Genomic DNA, 15,810 nt, shown 5'->3' with positions numbered 1-15,810 from the left:
CCGCGACACCGGCGCGGCGGACAAAAGGACTATATCCATGGCTCAGCAACTGCTTATGCCCAAGGCGACCGCCGTCTGGCTGGTTGACAATACCGCGCTGTCCTTCGACCAGATCGCGCAGTTCTGCAAGCTGCACCCGCTCGAAGTGAAGGCGATCGCCGACGGTGAATCCGCGCAGGGCATCAAGGGCCTCGACCCGATTGCGACCGGCCAGCTTTCGCGCGACGAAATCGCCCGCGCCGAAGGAAACCCCAATCACAAGCTGAAGCTTTCCGAGCCGAAGGTTCGCGTTCCTGACAGCAAGCGCAAGGGTCCGCGCTACACCCCGGTTTCGAAGCGCCAGGATCGCCCGAACGCCATTCTGTGGCTGGTGCGCAACCATGCGGAACTGAAGGACGCGCAGATTTCGCGCCTCGTCGGCACCACCAAGTCGACGATCGAGCAGATCCGCGAGCGCACCCACTGGAACTCTGCCAACCTCACGCCGATGGATCCGGTGACCCTCGGCCTGTGCTCGCAGATCGACCTCGACCTCGAAGTCGAACGCGCTTCGAAGGGCCGTCCGCTGCCGACCGCCGCCGAACTCGGCGCGACGCTCGAATCGGCGCAGGAGACCGAGAAGCTCGGCTTCAGCTACGAGCGCGAGGAAGAGAAGGAAATCGACGCCGATGCCGTCTTCGCCAAGCTCAAGTCGCTGAAGTCGGACCGCAAGGACGAGGACGAAGACGATCACTATTGATCGCCACGGACGTCCCGTAAAACAAAGCCCGGATCGATGATCCGGGCTTTTTAGTTTCAGGTGTTCAATAGGCCGAACCGGCGGCGTTGTTCAGATTATGACGCTCGGTGCCCTTCAGCGGTGGATTGAAGACGCTGACAAGGACGAGATCCTCTTCCTTGCCGCCACGCAGAAAATGCTTGTCGTGCTGGTCGAGCACATAGATGTCGCCCTTGTTGATCGGGAAGACGTTGCCCTGCATATCCTCGACCTCTCCGTGACCGGCGATGCAGTAGCAGGCCTCGAGGTGATTGCGGTACTCGAGCAGCGACACCGTGCCGGCGCGCACGACCGTATGGCAGACGGTGAAGCCCATGCCATCCTTCTCGGTCAGCAGCCTGTGGCTGGTACCGCTGCCCCATTCAACGAAATGGTCCGTCGTTTCGATCTGCTGCAGGCTGCGCACGAACATAGGTCTCTCCATGTGTACGGATTTCTAACGATTTCGGACTGAGCTCTTGCCCGCCTCACGATGGAAACGAGTATTTGTTGACATGGGCAGCCAATCAAACGACGATTCCTCAAGGCAATGATGAGGAAAACTTACAGATGCTGCCGCCGCTTGGCATGCTCCGCGCTTTCGAGGCCGCATCACGGCTGGCGAGTTTCTCGCGCGCCGCAGACGAGCTGCATGTGACCCACGCAGCCGTCAGCCATCAGATCCGGCTGCTTGAGGAATGGTTCGGCCGGCCTCTCTTTGCGCGGGAGAAGCGCGGCGTCCGGTTGCTGGACGAGGCAAGAGACCTGGCAACGGTGCTGACGGCAAGCTTCGGTCGGATTTCCACGGAAGCGGAGCGTCTGCACCTCAACGCCAAGACCCAGCTCAGCGTCGCCTGCATACCCTCGATCGCCACGCGCTGGCTGATTCCGGCTCTCGGCGAATTTCTGGCCGCCCATTCCGAAGTGGACGTCAAGGTCGTCTATGCCATGGCCGAGCAGCAATTGCGCGAGACCGGCTGCGACCTTCTGATTACGCTTGGCGCCGACAAGAGCGAGGGGACCCGATCGGACCGCCTGTTTTCACGGATCAACCGGCCGGTTGCCAGCCCTCGCTATCTGGAACGGGTGGGGGCTTTGAACTCCTTGCAGGCAATCGCCGGCGCCGACCTGCTGCACGACGAGACCACATCGCGCTGGCGCGACTGGTTCGCACGGTCAGGGCAAGAGGGCGCGCGAGCCATGCGGGGTCCGGTCTTCCAGGATTTCAACCTCCTTGCAACGGCCGTGATCGCCGGCCACGGGGTCGCGCTTTGTCCGGTCGAGGTCTTCCGGCGCGAAATCGACAGCGGCGATCTCGTGGTGTTGTCCGATATCGCTACCCTGGAAGACGAAAGCTATTTCCTGATCACCAGAACCAGCCGCTCAAAGGCAGCTTCCGCCTTCAGCGACTGGTTCGCAACGGTCGTCAAAGCTTGAGGCTGCCTTATCCGGTCCATATCATGAGCCGGCTTATCAATTGCGGTCAGACACCGATGCCCCGCGCCTGAAGGATCACGGTGATCTCGTCGAGGATGGCTGGATCATCGATCGTCGCCGGCATCTTCCACGGCTCGCGATCGGCGATCTTCTGGATGGTTGCTCTCAGGATCTTGCCCGACCGCGTCTTCGGCAACCGCTTGACGCAGATGGCCATCCGGAAGGCGGCCACCGGTCCGATGCGCTCGCGCACGAGACTGACGACTTCGCGTTCGATCTCCGATGTTTCACGGGAAACATTGGAATTGATGACGAGGAAGCCGGCCGGCACCTGGCCTTTCAGCGCGTCCGCGATGCCGATCACGGCGCATTCGGCAACATCCGGATGGCTGGCGCACACTTCCTCCATCGCCCCGGTCGAAAGCCGGTGGCCGGCGACGTTGATGATGTCGTCGGTGCGCGCCATGATGAAAATGTAGCCGTCCTCGTCGACATAGCCGGCGTCGGCGGTCTTGTAATAGCCGGGAAACTCTTCGAGATACGCCGCACGAAAGCGACCGTCGGCGTTCCAGAGCGTCGGCAGGCAACCGGGCGGCAGCGGCAATCTGACGACGACATTGCCGAGCGTTCCCGCTGCCACCGGATGCCCGGCATCGTCGAGGATTTGCACGTCATAGCCGGGCAGTGGTACAGCCGGCGAGCCGTATTTCACCGGAAGCATGCCGAGCCCCATCGGATTTCCGGCCACCGGCCAGCCGGTTTCCGTCTGCCACCAATGATCGATCACGGGGACACCGGTCGCCTTTTCCGCCCAGCGGATCGTATCTGGATCCGCCCGCTCACCAGCGAGAAACAGGGCGCGAAACCGGCTGAGGTCGTAGCGTGCGGCAAGCGCGGCATCGGGGTCTTCCTTGCGGATCGCCCGTAGCGCCGTCGGCGCGGTGAACATCACGGCGACGCCGTGCTCGGCGATGATCCGCCAATAGGTGCCGGGATCGGGCGTACCGACCGGCTTGCCTTCAAAGAGGATCGATGTGCTGCCGTTCAGCAGCGGGCCGTAGACGATATAGGAATGCCCGACGACCCAACCGATGTCGGACGCCGCCCAGAAGACTTCACCGGGCTTTACCCCGAAGAAGTTTTCCATCGACCATATGAGCGCGACCATATGGCCGCCATTGTCACGCACGACCCCTTTGGGTTGCCCGGTTGTGCCCGAGGTGTAGAGCACATAAAGCGGATCGGTCGAGGCGACGGGCACGCATTCGGCCTCTTCCCCGGCGTCCTTGGCGTGTGCAAGCGCCGACGCGAAATCGATGTCGCGGCCCGCGGTCATGTCGGCGGCAACCATTTCCCGCTGGAAGACGAGACAATGCTGCGGCTTGTGGCTCGCGATCTCCAGCGCCTGGTCGAGCAGCGGCTTGTAGGCGATCGTTCGGCCAGGCTCGATGCCGCAGCTTGCGGTGACCACCAGCTTGGCCTGGCAATCGTCAATGCGCACCGCGAGCTCGTTGGCGGCAAAACCTCCAAAGACCACCGAATGGACCGCACCGATGCGCGCCGCAGCCAGCATCGCGATCGCTGCCTGCGGGATCATCGGCATATAGAGGATGATGCGATCACCCTTGCCGACGCCAAGCTCGCGGTAGACGGCTGCCAGCGCCTTCACGTCGGAAAGCAGCGTCTGGTAGGAAATGTGCTCCTTGCGACCCGTCACGGGGCTATCATAGATGAAGGCCGTCTGTTCCCCGCGGCCGGCGGCCACGTGGCGATCAAGGCAGTTGTAGCAGGTGTTGGTGGTGCCGCCGGCAAACCAGTGGCCATAAACGCCGAGCCCGGCGTCGAATGCACGCTCAGGCCTCTCGAACCAGTCGATCGCGCCGGCCGCTGCCGACCAGAAGCCCTGCGGATCCGCCTTCCAGGCGGCGTACACTTCGGAATAGCGAGACGCCATTTCCGTTCCTCCCTGTGCATGCTGCCGGACATGTCCGGCCTCCTCGTGCACAAGGATAGGCTAATGGGTGATGAGGGGAACCCCGACGAAAGCGTAATGCGGCGATTTGGCCCTAGCGGCCCCCGAAAATGGCCGAGCCCACCCGCACGCTGGTGGCCCCGAACTGAATGGCCGTCTCGAAATCGCCGGACATGCCCATCGACAGCTTTTCGAGCTTGCAGGCAGAAGCAAGCTTGGAAAGCAGCGCGAAATGCGGGCCTGGGTTCTCGTCAGCCGGCGGAATGCACATCAGCCCCTCGATCTGAAGCCCGAGTTCCTTTCGGCACAGTTCGACAAACGCGACGGTATCGTCCGGCGCGATACCGGCCTTTTGCGGTTCGAGCCCAGTGTTCACCTGGACGTAGAGCCTGGGGGTAAGGCCTTGCTTATCCATCTCGGCGGCAAGCGCACGCGCAATCTTCTCGCGGTCGACCGTCTCGATGACATCAAACAGCGCGACCGCCTCGGCCGCCTTGTTCGATTGCAGCGGGCCGATCAGGTGCAGCTCCAGTCCAGGCGTCTCGGCCTTCAGCTGCGGCCATTTGCCTTGCGCCTCCTGAACCCGGTTTTCGCCGAACACCCGCTGGCCGGCCGAAATGACCGGCCGGATCGCTTCCGCATCGAAAGTCTTGGACACCGCGACGAGCGTTACCGCCTGCGCGGTACGACCGGAGGACTTCTCCGCCGCCTGAATCCGGCTCACGACATCCTGCAACCGCGCTTCGACTTCCATGGACTTCTTCTCCGAACCGGATCTCTTAAAACCACTATCGAGCGGATTAGGCAAAGTTGGCCGCCTTGCCAAGAGCGCGGCCGGCGAGAAGGGCGCAAAACCGCCAAAGTGTCGCGGCAAACCCTTCAAAAACTTGACCGTCAGCTGGTTTCGTGGTGAAGGTCACCCCAACTATCATGAGAGCGCTTCTTGCGCCCGTAGAACTTCCGGAACATCGAAAAGACATGTCTAGCGAACGATACAATCCGCGTGATGCCGAACCCCGTTGGCAGCAGGAATGGGACAAGAACGAGGTCTTCCAGACCGAGAATGACGATCCGCGCGAAAAGTACTACGTCCTTGAAATGTTCCCGTATCCGTCGGGCCGCATTCATATGGGGCACGTGCGCAACTACACGATGGGCGACGTGGTGGCGCGCTACAAGCGTGCCCGCGGTTTCAACGTGCTGCACCCCATGGGCTGGGACGCCTTCGGCATGCCCGCCGAAAACGCCGCCATGGAGCGCGGCGTGCATCCTGCCACTTGGACCTACCAGAACATCGCCTCGATGAAGGCGCAGCTGAAGGTCATGGGCCTGTCGCTCGACTGGAACCGCGAATTCGCGACCTGCGACCCGGCCTATTACCAGCGCCAGCAGCACCTGTTCCTGGATTTCCTGGAAAAGGGCCTCGTCTATCGCAAGCAGTCCAAGGTCAACTGGGATCCGGTCGACAACACCGTACTTGCCAACGAGCAGGTGATCGACGGCCGTGGCTGGCGCTCGGGCGCACTGGTCGAGCAGCGCGAACTGACCCAATGGTTCTTCCGCATCACCGATTTCAGCCAGGACCTGCTCGACGCGCTGGATACGCTCGACCAGTGGCCTGAAAAAGTGCGCCTGATGCAGAAGAACTGGATCGGTCGCTCTGAGGGCCTGTCGTTGCGCTGGGAACTGGTGAACGGTACCGCCGGCGACGAGACTGAAGTCACGGTTTACACGACCCGCCCCGACACGCTTTTCGGCGCCTCCTTCCTGGCGATCGCCGCCGACCATCCGCTGGCGAGACAGGTGGCCGCAAGCAACCCGGACATCGAGGCATTCTGTGACGAATGCCGGCGCGCGGGTACGTCGCTCGCCGCACTTGAGACGGCCGAGAAGAAGGGTATCGACACCGGTATCCGCGCCAGGCATCCGCTCGACCCGAGCTGGGAGCTGCCGGTTTACGTCGCCAATTTCGTTTTGATGGACTACGGCACGGGCGCGATCTTCGGCTGCCCCTCCGGCGACCAGCGCGACCTCGACTTCGCGCGCAAGTACGACCTGCCGGTCGTCCCCGTCGTCATGCCGAAGGACGGTGATGCCGCGACCTTCGTTATCGGCGACGAGGCCTATATCGGCGACGGCGTGATGATCAATTCGCGCTTCCTCGACGGCCTGTCGACCGAGGAAGCCTTCGAAACCGTTGCCTTGAAGCTTGAGCAGGAAACGCTGGGCAATACGCCGCGCGCCGAGCGTAAGGTCAACTTCCGCCTGCGCGACTGGGGTATTTCCCGCCAGCGCTACTGGGGCTGCCCGATCCCGGTCATCCATTGTGAAGACTGCGGCGTCGTGCCGGTGCCGAAGGCAGACCTGCCGGTGGTGTTGCCGCCGGATGTCACCTTCGACAAGCCGGGCAATCCGCTCGATCGCCATCCGACCTGGCGCCACGTCGCCTGCCCGCATTGCGGCAAGGACGCCCGTCGCGAGACGGACACGATGGACACTTTCGTCGACTCGTCCTGGTACTTCACCCGCTTCACAGCACCGTGGGAAGACAATCCGACCGACCCGAAGGTTGCCAACCACTGGCTGCCGGTCGATCAGTATATCGGCGGCATCGAGCACGCGATCCTGCACCTGCTCTATTCGCGCTTCTTCACCCGGGCGATGAAGGCCACGGGCCACGTCGCCATCGACGAACCGTTCAAGGGCCTGTTTACCCAAGGCATGGTCGTGCACGAGACCTATAGCCGCGGCGAGGGCGCCCAGCGCGAATGGGTCACGCCGGCCGAAATTCGCATCGAAGAGATCGACGGCAAGCGGCGCGCCACGCTAATCGAAACCGGCGAGGACGTCGCCATCGGCTCGATCGAGAAGATGTCGAAGTCGAAGAAGAACGTCGTCGATCCCGACGACATCATTGCCTCCTATGGCGCCGACACGGCGCGCTTCTTCGTTCTTTCCGATTCACCGCCGGACCGCGACGTCATCTGGTCCGAAGCCGGTGTCGAAGGATCGCATCGCTTCGTTCAGCGCGCCTGGCGCCTGATCAGCGAAGCGGCCGAAATGCTGCGCGCGGTCGAAGCAGCACCGGCGCGCGATGGAGAGGGACTTGGCGTTTCCCAGGCGGCTCACCGCACGCTGCGCGCCGTCGAAACGGATTATGACAAGCTCGCCTTCAACAAGGCCGTGGCGCGCATCTATGAGCTCGTCAACACGCTTGCTGCACCGCTCACGCAGGTCGCTGCAGGGAAGGCGGACCCGGCGCTTGCCGCAGCCGTGAAGGACGCAACGACGATCCTCATCAACCTGATCGCGCCGATGACGCCTCATCTGGCCGAAGAGTGCTGGCGCGAAATCGGCGGCGAGGGGCTGATCGCCGAACAGGGCTGGCCAACCTTCGACGCAGCGCTCGTGGTCGAGAACGAAGTCACCATGCCGGTCCAGATCAACGGCAAGAAGCGCGCCGATTTGACAATCGCCCGCGATGCGGATCAGAGTGCGATCGAAAGCGCCGTCCTGGCGCTCGATGCCGTCAAGTCCGCGCTCAACGGCAGCAATCCCAAGAAAATCATCGTCGTGCCGCAGAGGATCGTCAATGTCGTTGTCTGATAGAGCTGGTTTCCGCTTCCGGTCGCTTCCGGTGCTGGCTGGCGCGCTCATGTTGACCGCGCTCGCCGGTTGCCAGGTCAGGCCGCTCTATTCCGACAGCGTCGGCACGTCGTCTGCGCTGGCTGCGATCGAGATTTCGGACGCCGACGACCGTGTCGAACAGGAAGTCCGCAATGCGTTGATCTTCCTCGTCGCCGGTGGACAGGGCGAGCCGACCAATCCGCAGTATCACCTGGCGCTGAACGTCACCAACCGGGCCATGGGCGTGCTCTACGACCAGGCCAAGGACCGGGCCGGTGCGGGCCGGATCGTCGTCAAGGCGGACTATAACCTGACGAAGATCGGCACGGGTGAAACCATCAAGTCTGGCAACCGTTCCGCCGTTGCGCTCGTCGATTTCCCGGTTCAGGAATTCGCCAAGGTGCGGGCGATCCGAGACGGCGAGAACCGTGCAGCCAAGGAACTGGCTGAACTCATTCGCGCCGACATCGCAGCGGCGCTCAGCCGCTAGGCGGTGCTGGAATGAGCGAAGTCAAATCGCACGAGTTCGACTCATTCCTGCAAAAGTCGGCCGGCGTCTACCGCCTCTTCATCTTGTACGGGCCCGATCGCGGGCTCGTGTCTGAGCGCGCGACCGCGATCGCTTCACGCACCGGTGTTCCGCTCGACGATCCCTTTGCCCTGCTGAAGCTCGACGTGAGCGAACTGACACAGTCGCCTGGCCGGTTGCTGGACGAAGTGAACGCGATCGGTCTCTTTGGCGGCGAAAAGCTCATATGGGTGCGTGGTGCCGCCAACGAAAAGGCGCTCGTGGATGGACTGCAGATCCTTGCAGCCGAACCACCAACCGGAAGCTATGTGATCATCGAGGCCGGCGACCTGAAGAAGGGTGCCGCCCTGCGCAAGGTCGGCGAGACCGCGCGGTCGGTCGCCTGCATCGCCTGCTACAGCGACGATATCCGCAGCCTGCAGACGTTGATCGACAAGGAGCTCGGCGACGAGAAGCTGGCAATCACTCCGGCGGCGCGGCAACGGCTGCTGGAGGCGCTGGGCGGAGACCGCATCGCCTCGCGAAACGAACTGCGCAAGCTCGCGCTCTACTGCCGCGGAAAGGCGACGGTAGAGGAGGGTGATGTTCTCGACATTGTCGGCGATGCGAGCGCGATCTCCGTCGACGACGCTGTCGATGCCGTGTTGAAGGGCGATCTCGATGGTCTGCTGCATGCCATGCAGAAGATTACCACCTCTAAGACACCGGCCTTTCTGGTCTTGCAGGCGTGCTTGCGACAGTTCCAGCAGCTGGATGTGATGCGTGCCGAGATGGACGCAAGCCGCCAACAGCCAGGCCAGGTGATCGCCACGCTCGGCCGCGGCCTGCATTTCCGGAGAAAACCGATCGTCGAAGCCGCGCTGAAACACTGGTCGGCGCCTGCCATTCGTCGCGAGCTCACTCGCCTGCAGACCACGATTTTTCAAAGCCGCAGCCGAGCCAGCCTCGAGGAAAGCCTTGTGCTCCAGAACCTCATGGCAATTGCGGTGCAATCGGCGCGCCGCTAGTTGCCGGGAACCGAAGCGTTACCAGGCGGGCCGACCCACTCTCCATTCAGCGTCGAATGCCCCGAAGCCGTAAGCGCTGCCGTCCCGATCGGACGCCCGAAAAGTCTCACGTGCAAGACATGGAACGGGGTGCGCTTCAACAGCTTTTCCACGCGGAGCGTCACGACAGACCTCTTTCGGGAGAGAGGGCGCAATACCCTGCAAGCCGGACTGACCGCCGTTCAAGTCATGACACCGTCTCGATCTCAAACGGTCGAGGCAGCTATGAATGCGAAGCTGAGGCGTCGCAGGGCGCTGAAGTTCGCACCACCCTGCAACAAGGGTCCTTGCACCGGCACGGAATGAAGTTGTCCAAGGGGTTGACGTCCGGAATGCGCACAGAGCCTTCGGGGCCGGACGTCGCACCGATTCATCAACGCAGACAACAACTTAGCCGACAGTTCCGTCTCCTGGAAGACGGCCTTTGATACCGTCGCGACGATTAGCGCCGCTCAAGCAGGCGGCAGATCTCTTCGAGCTGATCGAGCGTCTTGTAGGCAATGCGAAGGTGGCCACCCGATGCCTTGTGGTTGACCGTGACCTCGAGGCCCAGGCTGTCGGAGAGGGTCCGCTCGAGTGCAAGCGTATCCGCATCCTTCTCGTCGCGCCGGGCGGCCTTGCCGAAATTGGGATCGTTCTGTGCGCGGATATCGTTCTGCGCCATGCGTTCGGCGTCACGCACTGACAGGCCCTTGGCGATGATCGCGCGGGCAAGCGTCGCCGGATCCGAGGTTGGAATAAGCGCGCGCGCATGTCCCGCCGAGAGCGCACCATCCGACAGCATGTCGCGCACCGGTTCCGGCAGCTTCAGGAGACGGAGGCTGTTGGCGACGTGGCTACGGCTTTTGCCGATGATCTCGCCAAGATCGTTCTGCGTGTAGCCATGCTCGGCAATCAGCTGCTCATAGCCGAGCGCTTCGTCCAGTGGATTGAGATCGGAGCGCTGAACGTTTTCGACGATCGCGATTTCGAGCGCCGTGCGGTCATCCACGTCGCGGATGATGACGGGGATCTCGGTGAAGCCGGCCAACTGCGCAGCACGCCAGCGGCGCTCGCCAGCGATGATCTCATAGCGATCGGCGCCGATCGTGCGCGCGACGACCGGCTGGACGATCCCATGCTGGCGAATGGAGTTGGCCAGGTCCTGCAATTCGGCCTCGTCGAACTGCCGGCGCGGGTTGCGCGGGTTGCGTGAAACGAACTCGATCGGCACGCGACGGTCCGGATTGACCGGGGCAGGGGCGGATGCGCCCGTCTGCAATGGCTGATCCATTTCGCCGATCAAGGCCGCCAGTCCGCGACCAAGCCGTCTCTTCGAGCTATCGTCGTTCATATCGTCACCCGAGTTAAATTACGCTACCGAAATGATTAGGCCGCTTTGCGCTGCCGCTCGCGTTGGATCACTTCAGACGCCAGCTGAAGATAGGCCTGACTGCCGGCGCATTTCAGGTCATAGAGGATGGCGGGCTTGCCGTAGGACGGCGCCTCCGAAACGCGCACATTGCGCGGGATCAGCGTGTGGTAGACCTTGTCGCCAAGGTGCGTGCGCACGTCGCTCACCACCTGCTGCGCGAGATTGTTGCGCGAGTCGAACATCGTCAGAACGATGCCCTGGATATCGAGTGCAGGATTGACCGTGCGGCGAATCTGATCGACCGTTTCCAGGAGCTGGCTCAGACCTTCGAGGGCAAAGAACTCGCACTGCAGAGGTACCAGCACCGAGTGAGCCGCGGCCATCGCATTCATCGTCAACAGATTGAACGATGGGGGGCAATCAACGAGCACATAGGAGTATTCCATCGCCGCAGGGCTCACGAGCGCCTTGCGCAGACGGAAAACCCGATCCGCTTCCTGGGCGATCTCCATTTCCACGCCGAGCAGATCCATGGTCGACGGAACGATCGCCAGGTTGGGCACAGCCGTGTCCTGAACGATCTCGCCAATCCCATGCGACCCCATCATCAGCTCGTAGGACGAGAGATTGCGGTCCCGCCGCTGGATTCCCAGTCCGGTGCTGGCATTGCCCTGCGGGTCGAGATCAACAATCAAGACCTTTTCGCCGATAGCAGCCAGAGCGGTTGCGAGATTGATGGCCGTCGTGGTCTTGCCCACGCCGCCCTTTTGATTTGCGATAGTGATAATCCGGTTTCTTGCCCCAAACATCTTTTCGCTCGCCGATCACTGAACCTTGCGTGACAGATTTGCGATCTCGAGCACGACAGAATCCGGCTCGACAACGCTTTGATGTTTTACCAGATCGAATCCGTAGCGGCCAACGGCTTTGTCGATTTCGCGTTGGTAATCCCGCCCTTTGTGGAAATAGGCCACCGCTTTTCGCTCCTGCGCCATCAGCCAGGGGGAAGAGTAGTCGAGAAGAAGGCTCAAATCGGCAAGCGCCCGGGCAGAGATGGCGTCGGCAAGCGGGACGACGGCTCCAGCCTCCTCGATTCGGATCGGGTGAACCGAGCCACGGGCTCCGGTCTCCGCCAGAGCGACACGCAGAAAAGCCGCCTTCTTGTTGTTGCTTTCCACGAGGTGCACCCAACCGTCGGCGAATTCCGACAGATAGATTGCCGTGATCACGCCGGGGAAACCGCCGCCGCTACCGAGATCGACCCATGTCTTCGGGCCAGGAGCGAGCTGCGCCAGTTGCAAGCTGTCGACGATGTGGCGGCCCCATAGATCTTCGACGGTCGACGGGGCAACCAGATTGATCGACTTCGCCCACTTCTGAAACAGCCGGGCAAAGTGGTCGAGCCGTTCATGCGTTTCACGTGAAACACGCAGTCCGTTCAACACATCGATTGGACTCGTCTTCATTGCATGCCGACCTTCTCTTCGCGTTCTACGGTTCTGCCGTGTCGCTTCAACCAGGCGAGAAGGAGCGAGGCGGCTGCCGGGGTCATGCCGTCCACCTTCATGGCCTGGGAGAGGTTGCGGGGGGCCTGTTGTCTGAGTTTCTGTTTTAGTTCGTTGGAGAGACCGGACAACGCATCGAAGTCGAAGTCTTCGGGAATGATGAGATTCTCCTCGCGGCGGATACCGGCGATATCGGCGGCCTGACGGTCCATGTAAACCGAATAGGCCGCATCAATCTCGAGCGCTTCGACCACGCGGGGAGAGATGTCGGAAAGCTCCGGCCAGATGGGGAGCAAGGCAGAAATGGATTGATCCGCATAGGACAGGATCTCGAACGCCGTGCGGCGCTGGCCATCCTGGTTCAGCTTGAGGCCGTGACGTGCACCTTCCGCCGGAGTCAGTGACAGGTTCTTCAGAATTCTGCGGCCCGCATCAAAGCCCTCCCGCCAATCGAGGAAGCGATCACGGCGCGCTTCGGAGACGCAGCCAAGTTGGATCGCCAAGGGCGTCAACCGCGCATCCGCGTTGTCGGCGCGCAGGGACAGACGGTACTCCGCCCGCGACGTGAACATGCGATAGGGCTCGGTAATGCCGCGTGACGTCAGATCGTCGATCATCACGCCGATGTAAGAGTCCGTTCGGCTAAACACGATGTCGGGACGACCGGTCGCAGAGAGTGCGGCATTCAGGCCTGCGACCAGGCCCTGGGCGCCCGCTTCTTCATAGCCGGTCGTGCCGTTGATTTGCCCGGCGAGGTACAGACCGGGCATCTTGCGAACCGCAAGCGTGGCGCTCAACTCCCGTGGATCCACATGATCGTACTCGATCGCATATCCCGGTTGCAGGATGGTGACGTTCTCCAGTCCCGGGATCGTCTTGATGAAGGCATCCTGAATGTCAGCCGGCAATGACGTCGAAATACCATTCGGGTAGACGGTGTCGTCATCCAACCCTTCCGGCTCCAAAAAGATCTGGTGACCGTCGCGCTCGCCGAAGCGCACGATCTTGTCTTCGATCGAAGGACAGTAGCGCGGGCCGACGCCCTCGATCTGGCCGGAATACATCGCAGACTTGCCAATGTTGTCGGCAATGATCTTGTGGGTCGCTTCGGTTGTGCGGGTCACACCACAGTCGATCTGCCGGTTCAGGATCTTGTCCGTCATGAAGGAGAAGGGCACCGGATCCTCGTCAGGTCCTTGCCGGCCAACCTGATCCCAATCGATCGTACGCCCGTCCAGGCGAGCCGGCGTGCCGGTTTTCAAGCGCCCCAGCCGAAGACCATAGCGCAGCAGGGTGCCGGACAGGCCGACGGAGGGCTCTTCTCCGACGCGGCCGGCCGGAATCTTCTGATCACCGATGTGGATCAGGCCCCTGAGAAAGGTGCCCGTGGTCAGCACCACGGACGCCGCCACAAAACTGCGGCCATCCTTCATTACCACACCGCTGATCGTCCCATTGGTGTCGATCAGATCGAACGCATCCCCCTCGATGACGCTCAAATTGTCGATCGCCGCAATCTCAGCCTGCATCGCTTCGCGATAGAGCCGCCGATCGGCCTGTGTGCGAGGACCGCGAACCGCGGGACCTTTGCGTCTATTGAGCAATCGAAACTGAATTCCGCCGGCATCCGCGACCCGACCCATCAGGCCGTCCATCGCGTCAATCTCTCGCACAAGGTGACCCTTGCCCAATCCACCGATTGCCGGATTGCAGGACATGACGCCGATCGTCGATGCCTTATGCGTGATAAGCGCGGTCTTCGCGCCGAGTCGTGCGGCCGCGGCCGCGGCCTCGCAGCCGGCATGTCCGCCGCCGATGACGATTACGTCGAACTGCATCATTGCCTTCACTCCAAGTCAGAGCCGTTCTCTGACACGAATCGTTTCACGTGAAACACAACGCAGGACTCGCAAACGTTGTATCGCGGTTTCCACAGCGTTATTTTCCGATACAGAATTCGGAAAATATCACATCCAACAGGTTCTCGACATCCACGCGGCCGGTTATTCGCCCGATCGCGTCACCGGCAATGCGCAACTGCTCAGCACGAATATCGAGTCCCTGGTTCGGATCGACGAGACTGCCGTCCAGCGCCCGAAGCGCCTGTCGCAGGCTGTCCACGTGCCGCCGGCGCGACGGCATGGACAGCGACGTTCGGCTGCTCAAGTCCGGCAGGTGGCGCTCGATAGCGTCAAGAAGCTGCTGCATGCCTTCACCGGTCCGGGTCGAAATGAAGACGTCGGCAGCATCTGTGGCTCCGCTCTTTTCGTCCCGGTCGATCTTCGTCGCGACCCGCAACACGGGTGTGTCTGGCGACAGCGAGTCAGCAACGGAAGCAAAACCTTGCGGTGTATCAGCGAGCAGAAGGATCAGATCTGCACTCTCGATAACTTCTCGTGCACGACGAATACCCTCTTGCTCAACGCGTTCGGCGGTTTCGCGCAATCCGGCAGTGTCATAGAGCTTGACAGAGAATCCGGCTAACGAAAGGTCGACAGAAAGAACGTCGCGCGTCGTGCCTGCGATCTCGGTGACGATTGCGATGTCTCGCTTCGCCAGCGCGTTGAGCAGGCTCGACTTGCCGGCGTTGGGTTCACCAGCAATGACGATCTTCAGACCGTCACGAATGATCTCGGCGATCGGGGCGTCGGCAATATGGGCGGCAATCTCCCGCGCGAGGAGCGACATGTCTTGCCAGATGCGTTCACTGACAGAACCTGGCACGTCATCCTCGTCCGCGAAGTCAAGCTCAGCCTCGATCATTGCCCGCGCATGGGTCAGGCGCTTGGCCCAGGTGGCGTAGACTTTCGATTGTCCGCCGCTCGAATGTTCGATCGCGAGCCTTCGCTGCATTTCGGTTTCGGCAGTGAGCAGATCGGCCAGACCCTCGACTTCCACCAGATCCAGCTTGCCGTTCTGGAACGCCCGCCGGGAGAACTCTCCGGCCTCCGCATGCCGCAGACCTGAAAACGCCGCCAGCTCCGAGAGCAGGGCGGCAACGGCAGCGCGACCGCCATGAATATGAAACTCGCCGCAGTCCTCGCCGGTGAACGAAGCCGGTGAAGGGAAGTAGAGCACCAGGCCGCGGTCGATCTCCAGACCGTTGCGAGACCGAATCGATTTCAGCGTGGCCATGCGTGGCGCCGGAAGCCGCCCGCACAGCGCCTCGATAACCGAGACAGTCTGCGGCCCGCTGATGCGGACGACCGCGACCCCAGCGGGCAGCGCACCGCTGGAAAGCGCATAGATCGTGTCCACTGCCGTCATTGGTTCACCTGATGACCGCGGAAGTGCGTCCTGCGGTCAGAGAGCTTGAGATCGTCGAAGTAGAGACCGCAGCGCGTCAATCTGCGGATAAGCTCACGCGAGATGACAACAGCCGGAAGGGTCGGTGGTGGTGCTTATGCCGAAACAAGGTCGAAAGATCAAGGTCCAACCGATCCGCGTTTCACCGCACAGCGTGTTTCACGTGAATCACGGTGACGCTGCGCAACCAGAATTTTCCACATCGTATCGGAGACGAATCGATCATCTCTGTGGAATCCGGCTAAACAAAAACCGGCCGTCCTGAGACGACCGGTCC

At 61.8% G+C, this 15,810-nt stretch carries 13 protein-coding genes; 5 read left to right on the top strand and 8 right to left on the bottom strand.

All coding sequences use genetic code 11. The features are described from left to right. Positions 1-37 precede the first annotated feature (37 nt). The gene (locus VGO12_RS24140) at positions 38-739 is read left to right on the top strand and encodes a DUF1013 domain-containing protein (RefSeq protein WP_327496554.1); all 702 of its coding nucleotides are present in this window, start codon (positions 38-40) and stop codon (positions 737-739) included. A gap of 64 nt (positions 740-803) precedes the next feature. Here the strand turns inward: VGO12_RS24140 and VGO12_RS24135 are convergent, their stop codons facing one another. Further along, positions 804-1,190: an ectoine synthase gene (locus VGO12_RS24135; RefSeq protein WP_327515268.1), complete on the bottom strand. Its 387-nt coding sequence runs from the start codon at positions 1,188-1,190 to the stop codon at positions 804-806. 137 nt (positions 1,191-1,327) lie between these two features. Here VGO12_RS24135 and VGO12_RS24130 point away from each other — a divergent pair, with 137 nt between their 5' ends. Continuing rightward, on the top strand, positions 1,328-2,194 hold the full coding sequence (locus VGO12_RS24130) for a LysR substrate-binding domain-containing protein (protein WP_327515267.1): 867 nt from the start codon (positions 1,328-1,330) through the stop codon (positions 2,192-2,194). A gap of 46 nt (positions 2,195-2,240) precedes the next feature. On the opposite strand, the gene VGO12_RS24125 is transcribed toward VGO12_RS24130, so the two are convergent. Continuing rightward, a complete protein-coding gene (locus VGO12_RS24125) occupies positions 2,241-4,148 on the bottom strand; it encodes a propionyl-CoA synthetase (protein WP_327515266.1) in 1,908 nt (635 codons plus the stop codon). Positions 4,149-4,260: 112 nt separating this feature from the next. Continuing rightward, positions 4,261-4,920, bottom strand: a complete 660-nt coding sequence (locus tag VGO12_RS24120; protein ID WP_327515265.1) for a YggS family pyridoxal phosphate-dependent enzyme — start codon at positions 4,918-4,920, stop codon at positions 4,261-4,263. 224 nt (positions 4,921-5,144) lie between these two features. Between VGO12_RS24120 and leuS the strand changes: the two genes are divergently transcribed. From leuS to holA, 3 genes are read left to right on the top strand one after another with little or no spacing between them, the layout of a single operon-like run. Next, complete coding sequence (leuS, locus tag VGO12_RS24115) at positions 5,145-7,772, top strand: leucine--tRNA ligase (protein WP_327515264.1); 2,628 nt, start codon at positions 5,145-5,147, stop codon at positions 7,770-7,772. After that, positions 7,759-8,283, top strand: coding sequence for an LPS assembly lipoprotein LptE (gene lptE / locus VGO12_RS24110; protein WP_327515263.1), 525 nt, complete (start codon positions 7,759-7,761; stop codon positions 8,281-8,283). Before leuS ends, lptE begins: the two co-directional genes overlap by 14 nt. An 11-nt stretch (positions 8,284-8,294) precedes the next feature. Next, entirely contained in the window at positions 8,295-9,329 is a 1,035-nt protein-coding gene (gene holA / locus VGO12_RS24105; RefSeq protein ID WP_327515262.1) for a DNA polymerase III subunit delta, read from the top strand. A 481-nt stretch (positions 9,330-9,810) separates the two neighbouring features. Here holA and VGO12_RS24100 read toward each other — a convergent pair whose 3' ends face one another. From VGO12_RS24100 to mnmE, 5 genes are all read right to left on the bottom strand, one after another. Continuing rightward, positions 9,811-10,701: a ParB/RepB/Spo0J family partition protein gene (locus tag VGO12_RS24100; RefSeq protein WP_327515261.1), complete on the bottom strand. Its 891-nt coding sequence runs from the start codon at positions 10,699-10,701 to the stop codon at positions 9,811-9,813. 35 nt (positions 10,702-10,736) lie between these two features. Beyond that, a complete protein-coding gene (locus VGO12_RS24095; protein WP_327515260.1) occupies positions 10,737-11,531 on the bottom strand; it encodes a ParA family protein in 795 nt (264 codons plus the stop codon). A 15-nt stretch (positions 11,532-11,546) separates the two neighbouring features. Beyond that, positions 11,547-12,188: a 16S rRNA (guanine(527)-N(7))-methyltransferase RsmG gene (rsmG, locus tag VGO12_RS24090; protein WP_327515259.1), complete on the bottom strand. Its 642-nt coding sequence runs from the start codon at positions 12,186-12,188 to the stop codon at positions 11,547-11,549. Further along, positions 12,185-14,068: a tRNA uridine-5-carboxymethylaminomethyl(34) synthesis enzyme MnmG gene (gene mnmG, locus VGO12_RS24085; RefSeq protein WP_327515258.1), complete on the bottom strand. Its 1,884-nt coding sequence runs from the start codon at positions 14,066-14,068 to the stop codon at positions 12,185-12,187. Before mnmG ends, rsmG begins: the two co-directional genes overlap by 4 nt. Positions 14,069-14,165: 97 nt before the next feature. Next, the gene (gene mnmE, locus VGO12_RS24080) at positions 14,166-15,494 is read right to left on the bottom strand and encodes a tRNA uridine-5-carboxymethylaminomethyl(34) synthesis GTPase MnmE (protein ID WP_327515257.1); all 1,329 of its coding nucleotides are present in this window, start codon (positions 15,492-15,494) and stop codon (positions 14,166-14,168) included. Positions 15,495-15,810 lie beyond the last annotated feature (316 nt).

It is taken from the genome of Ensifer sp. (genome assembly GCF_035999135.1).
Taxonomy (GTDB): domain Bacteria; phylum Pseudomonadota; class Alphaproteobacteria; order Rhizobiales; family Rhizobiaceae; genus Ensifer.
Note: the sequence above shows the minus strand (reverse complement) of the source record. Positions and strands in the feature narration are given on the sequence as shown.

Bases quoted from the DNA above. Each gene is read 5' to 3' on its own strand.
- VGO12_RS24095 (WP_327515260.1), bottom strand. From the start codon at position 11,531: ATGTTTGGGGCAAGAAACCGGATTATCACTATCGCAAATCAAAAGGGC.
- holA (WP_327515262.1), top strand. From the start codon at position 8,295: ATGAGCGAAGTCAAATCGCACGAGTTCGACTCATTCCTGCAAAAGTCG.
- rsmG (WP_327515259.1), bottom strand. From the start codon at position 12,188: ATGAAGACGAGTCCAATCGATGTGTTGAACGGACTGCGTGTTTCACGT.
- VGO12_RS24130 (WP_327515267.1), top strand. From the start codon at position 1,328: ATGCTGCCGCCGCTTGGCATGCTCCGCGCTTTCGAGGCCGCATCACGG.
- leuS (WP_327515264.1), top strand. From the start codon at position 5,145: ATGTCTAGCGAACGATACAATCCGCGTGATGCCGAACCCCGTTGGCAG.
- mnmE (WP_327515257.1), bottom strand. From the start codon at position 15,494: ATGACGGCAGTGGACACGATCTATGCGCTTTCCAGCGGTGCGCTGCCC.
- VGO12_RS24135 (WP_327515268.1), bottom strand. From the start codon at position 1,190: ATGTTCGTGCGCAGCCTGCAGCAGATCGAAACGACGGACCATTTCGTT.
- mnmG (WP_327515258.1), bottom strand. From the start codon at position 14,068: ATGATGCAGTTCGACGTAATCGTCATCGGCGGCGGACATGCCGGCTGC.
- VGO12_RS24100 (WP_327515261.1), bottom strand. From the start codon at position 10,701: ATGAACGACGATAGCTCGAAGAGACGGCTTGGTCGCGGACTGGCGGCC.
- lptE (WP_327515263.1), top strand. From the start codon at position 7,759: ATGTCGTTGTCTGATAGAGCTGGTTTCCGCTTCCGGTCGCTTCCGGTG.
- VGO12_RS24140 (WP_327496554.1), top strand. From the start codon at position 38: ATGGCTCAGCAACTGCTTATGCCCAAGGCGACCGCCGTCTGGCTGGTT.
- VGO12_RS24125 (WP_327515266.1), bottom strand. From the start codon at position 4,148: ATGGCGTCTCGCTATTCCGAAGTGTACGCCGCCTGGAAGGCGGATCCG.
- VGO12_RS24120 (WP_327515265.1), bottom strand. From the start codon at position 4,920: ATGGAAGTCGAAGCGCGGTTGCAGGATGTCGTGAGCCGGATTCAGGCG.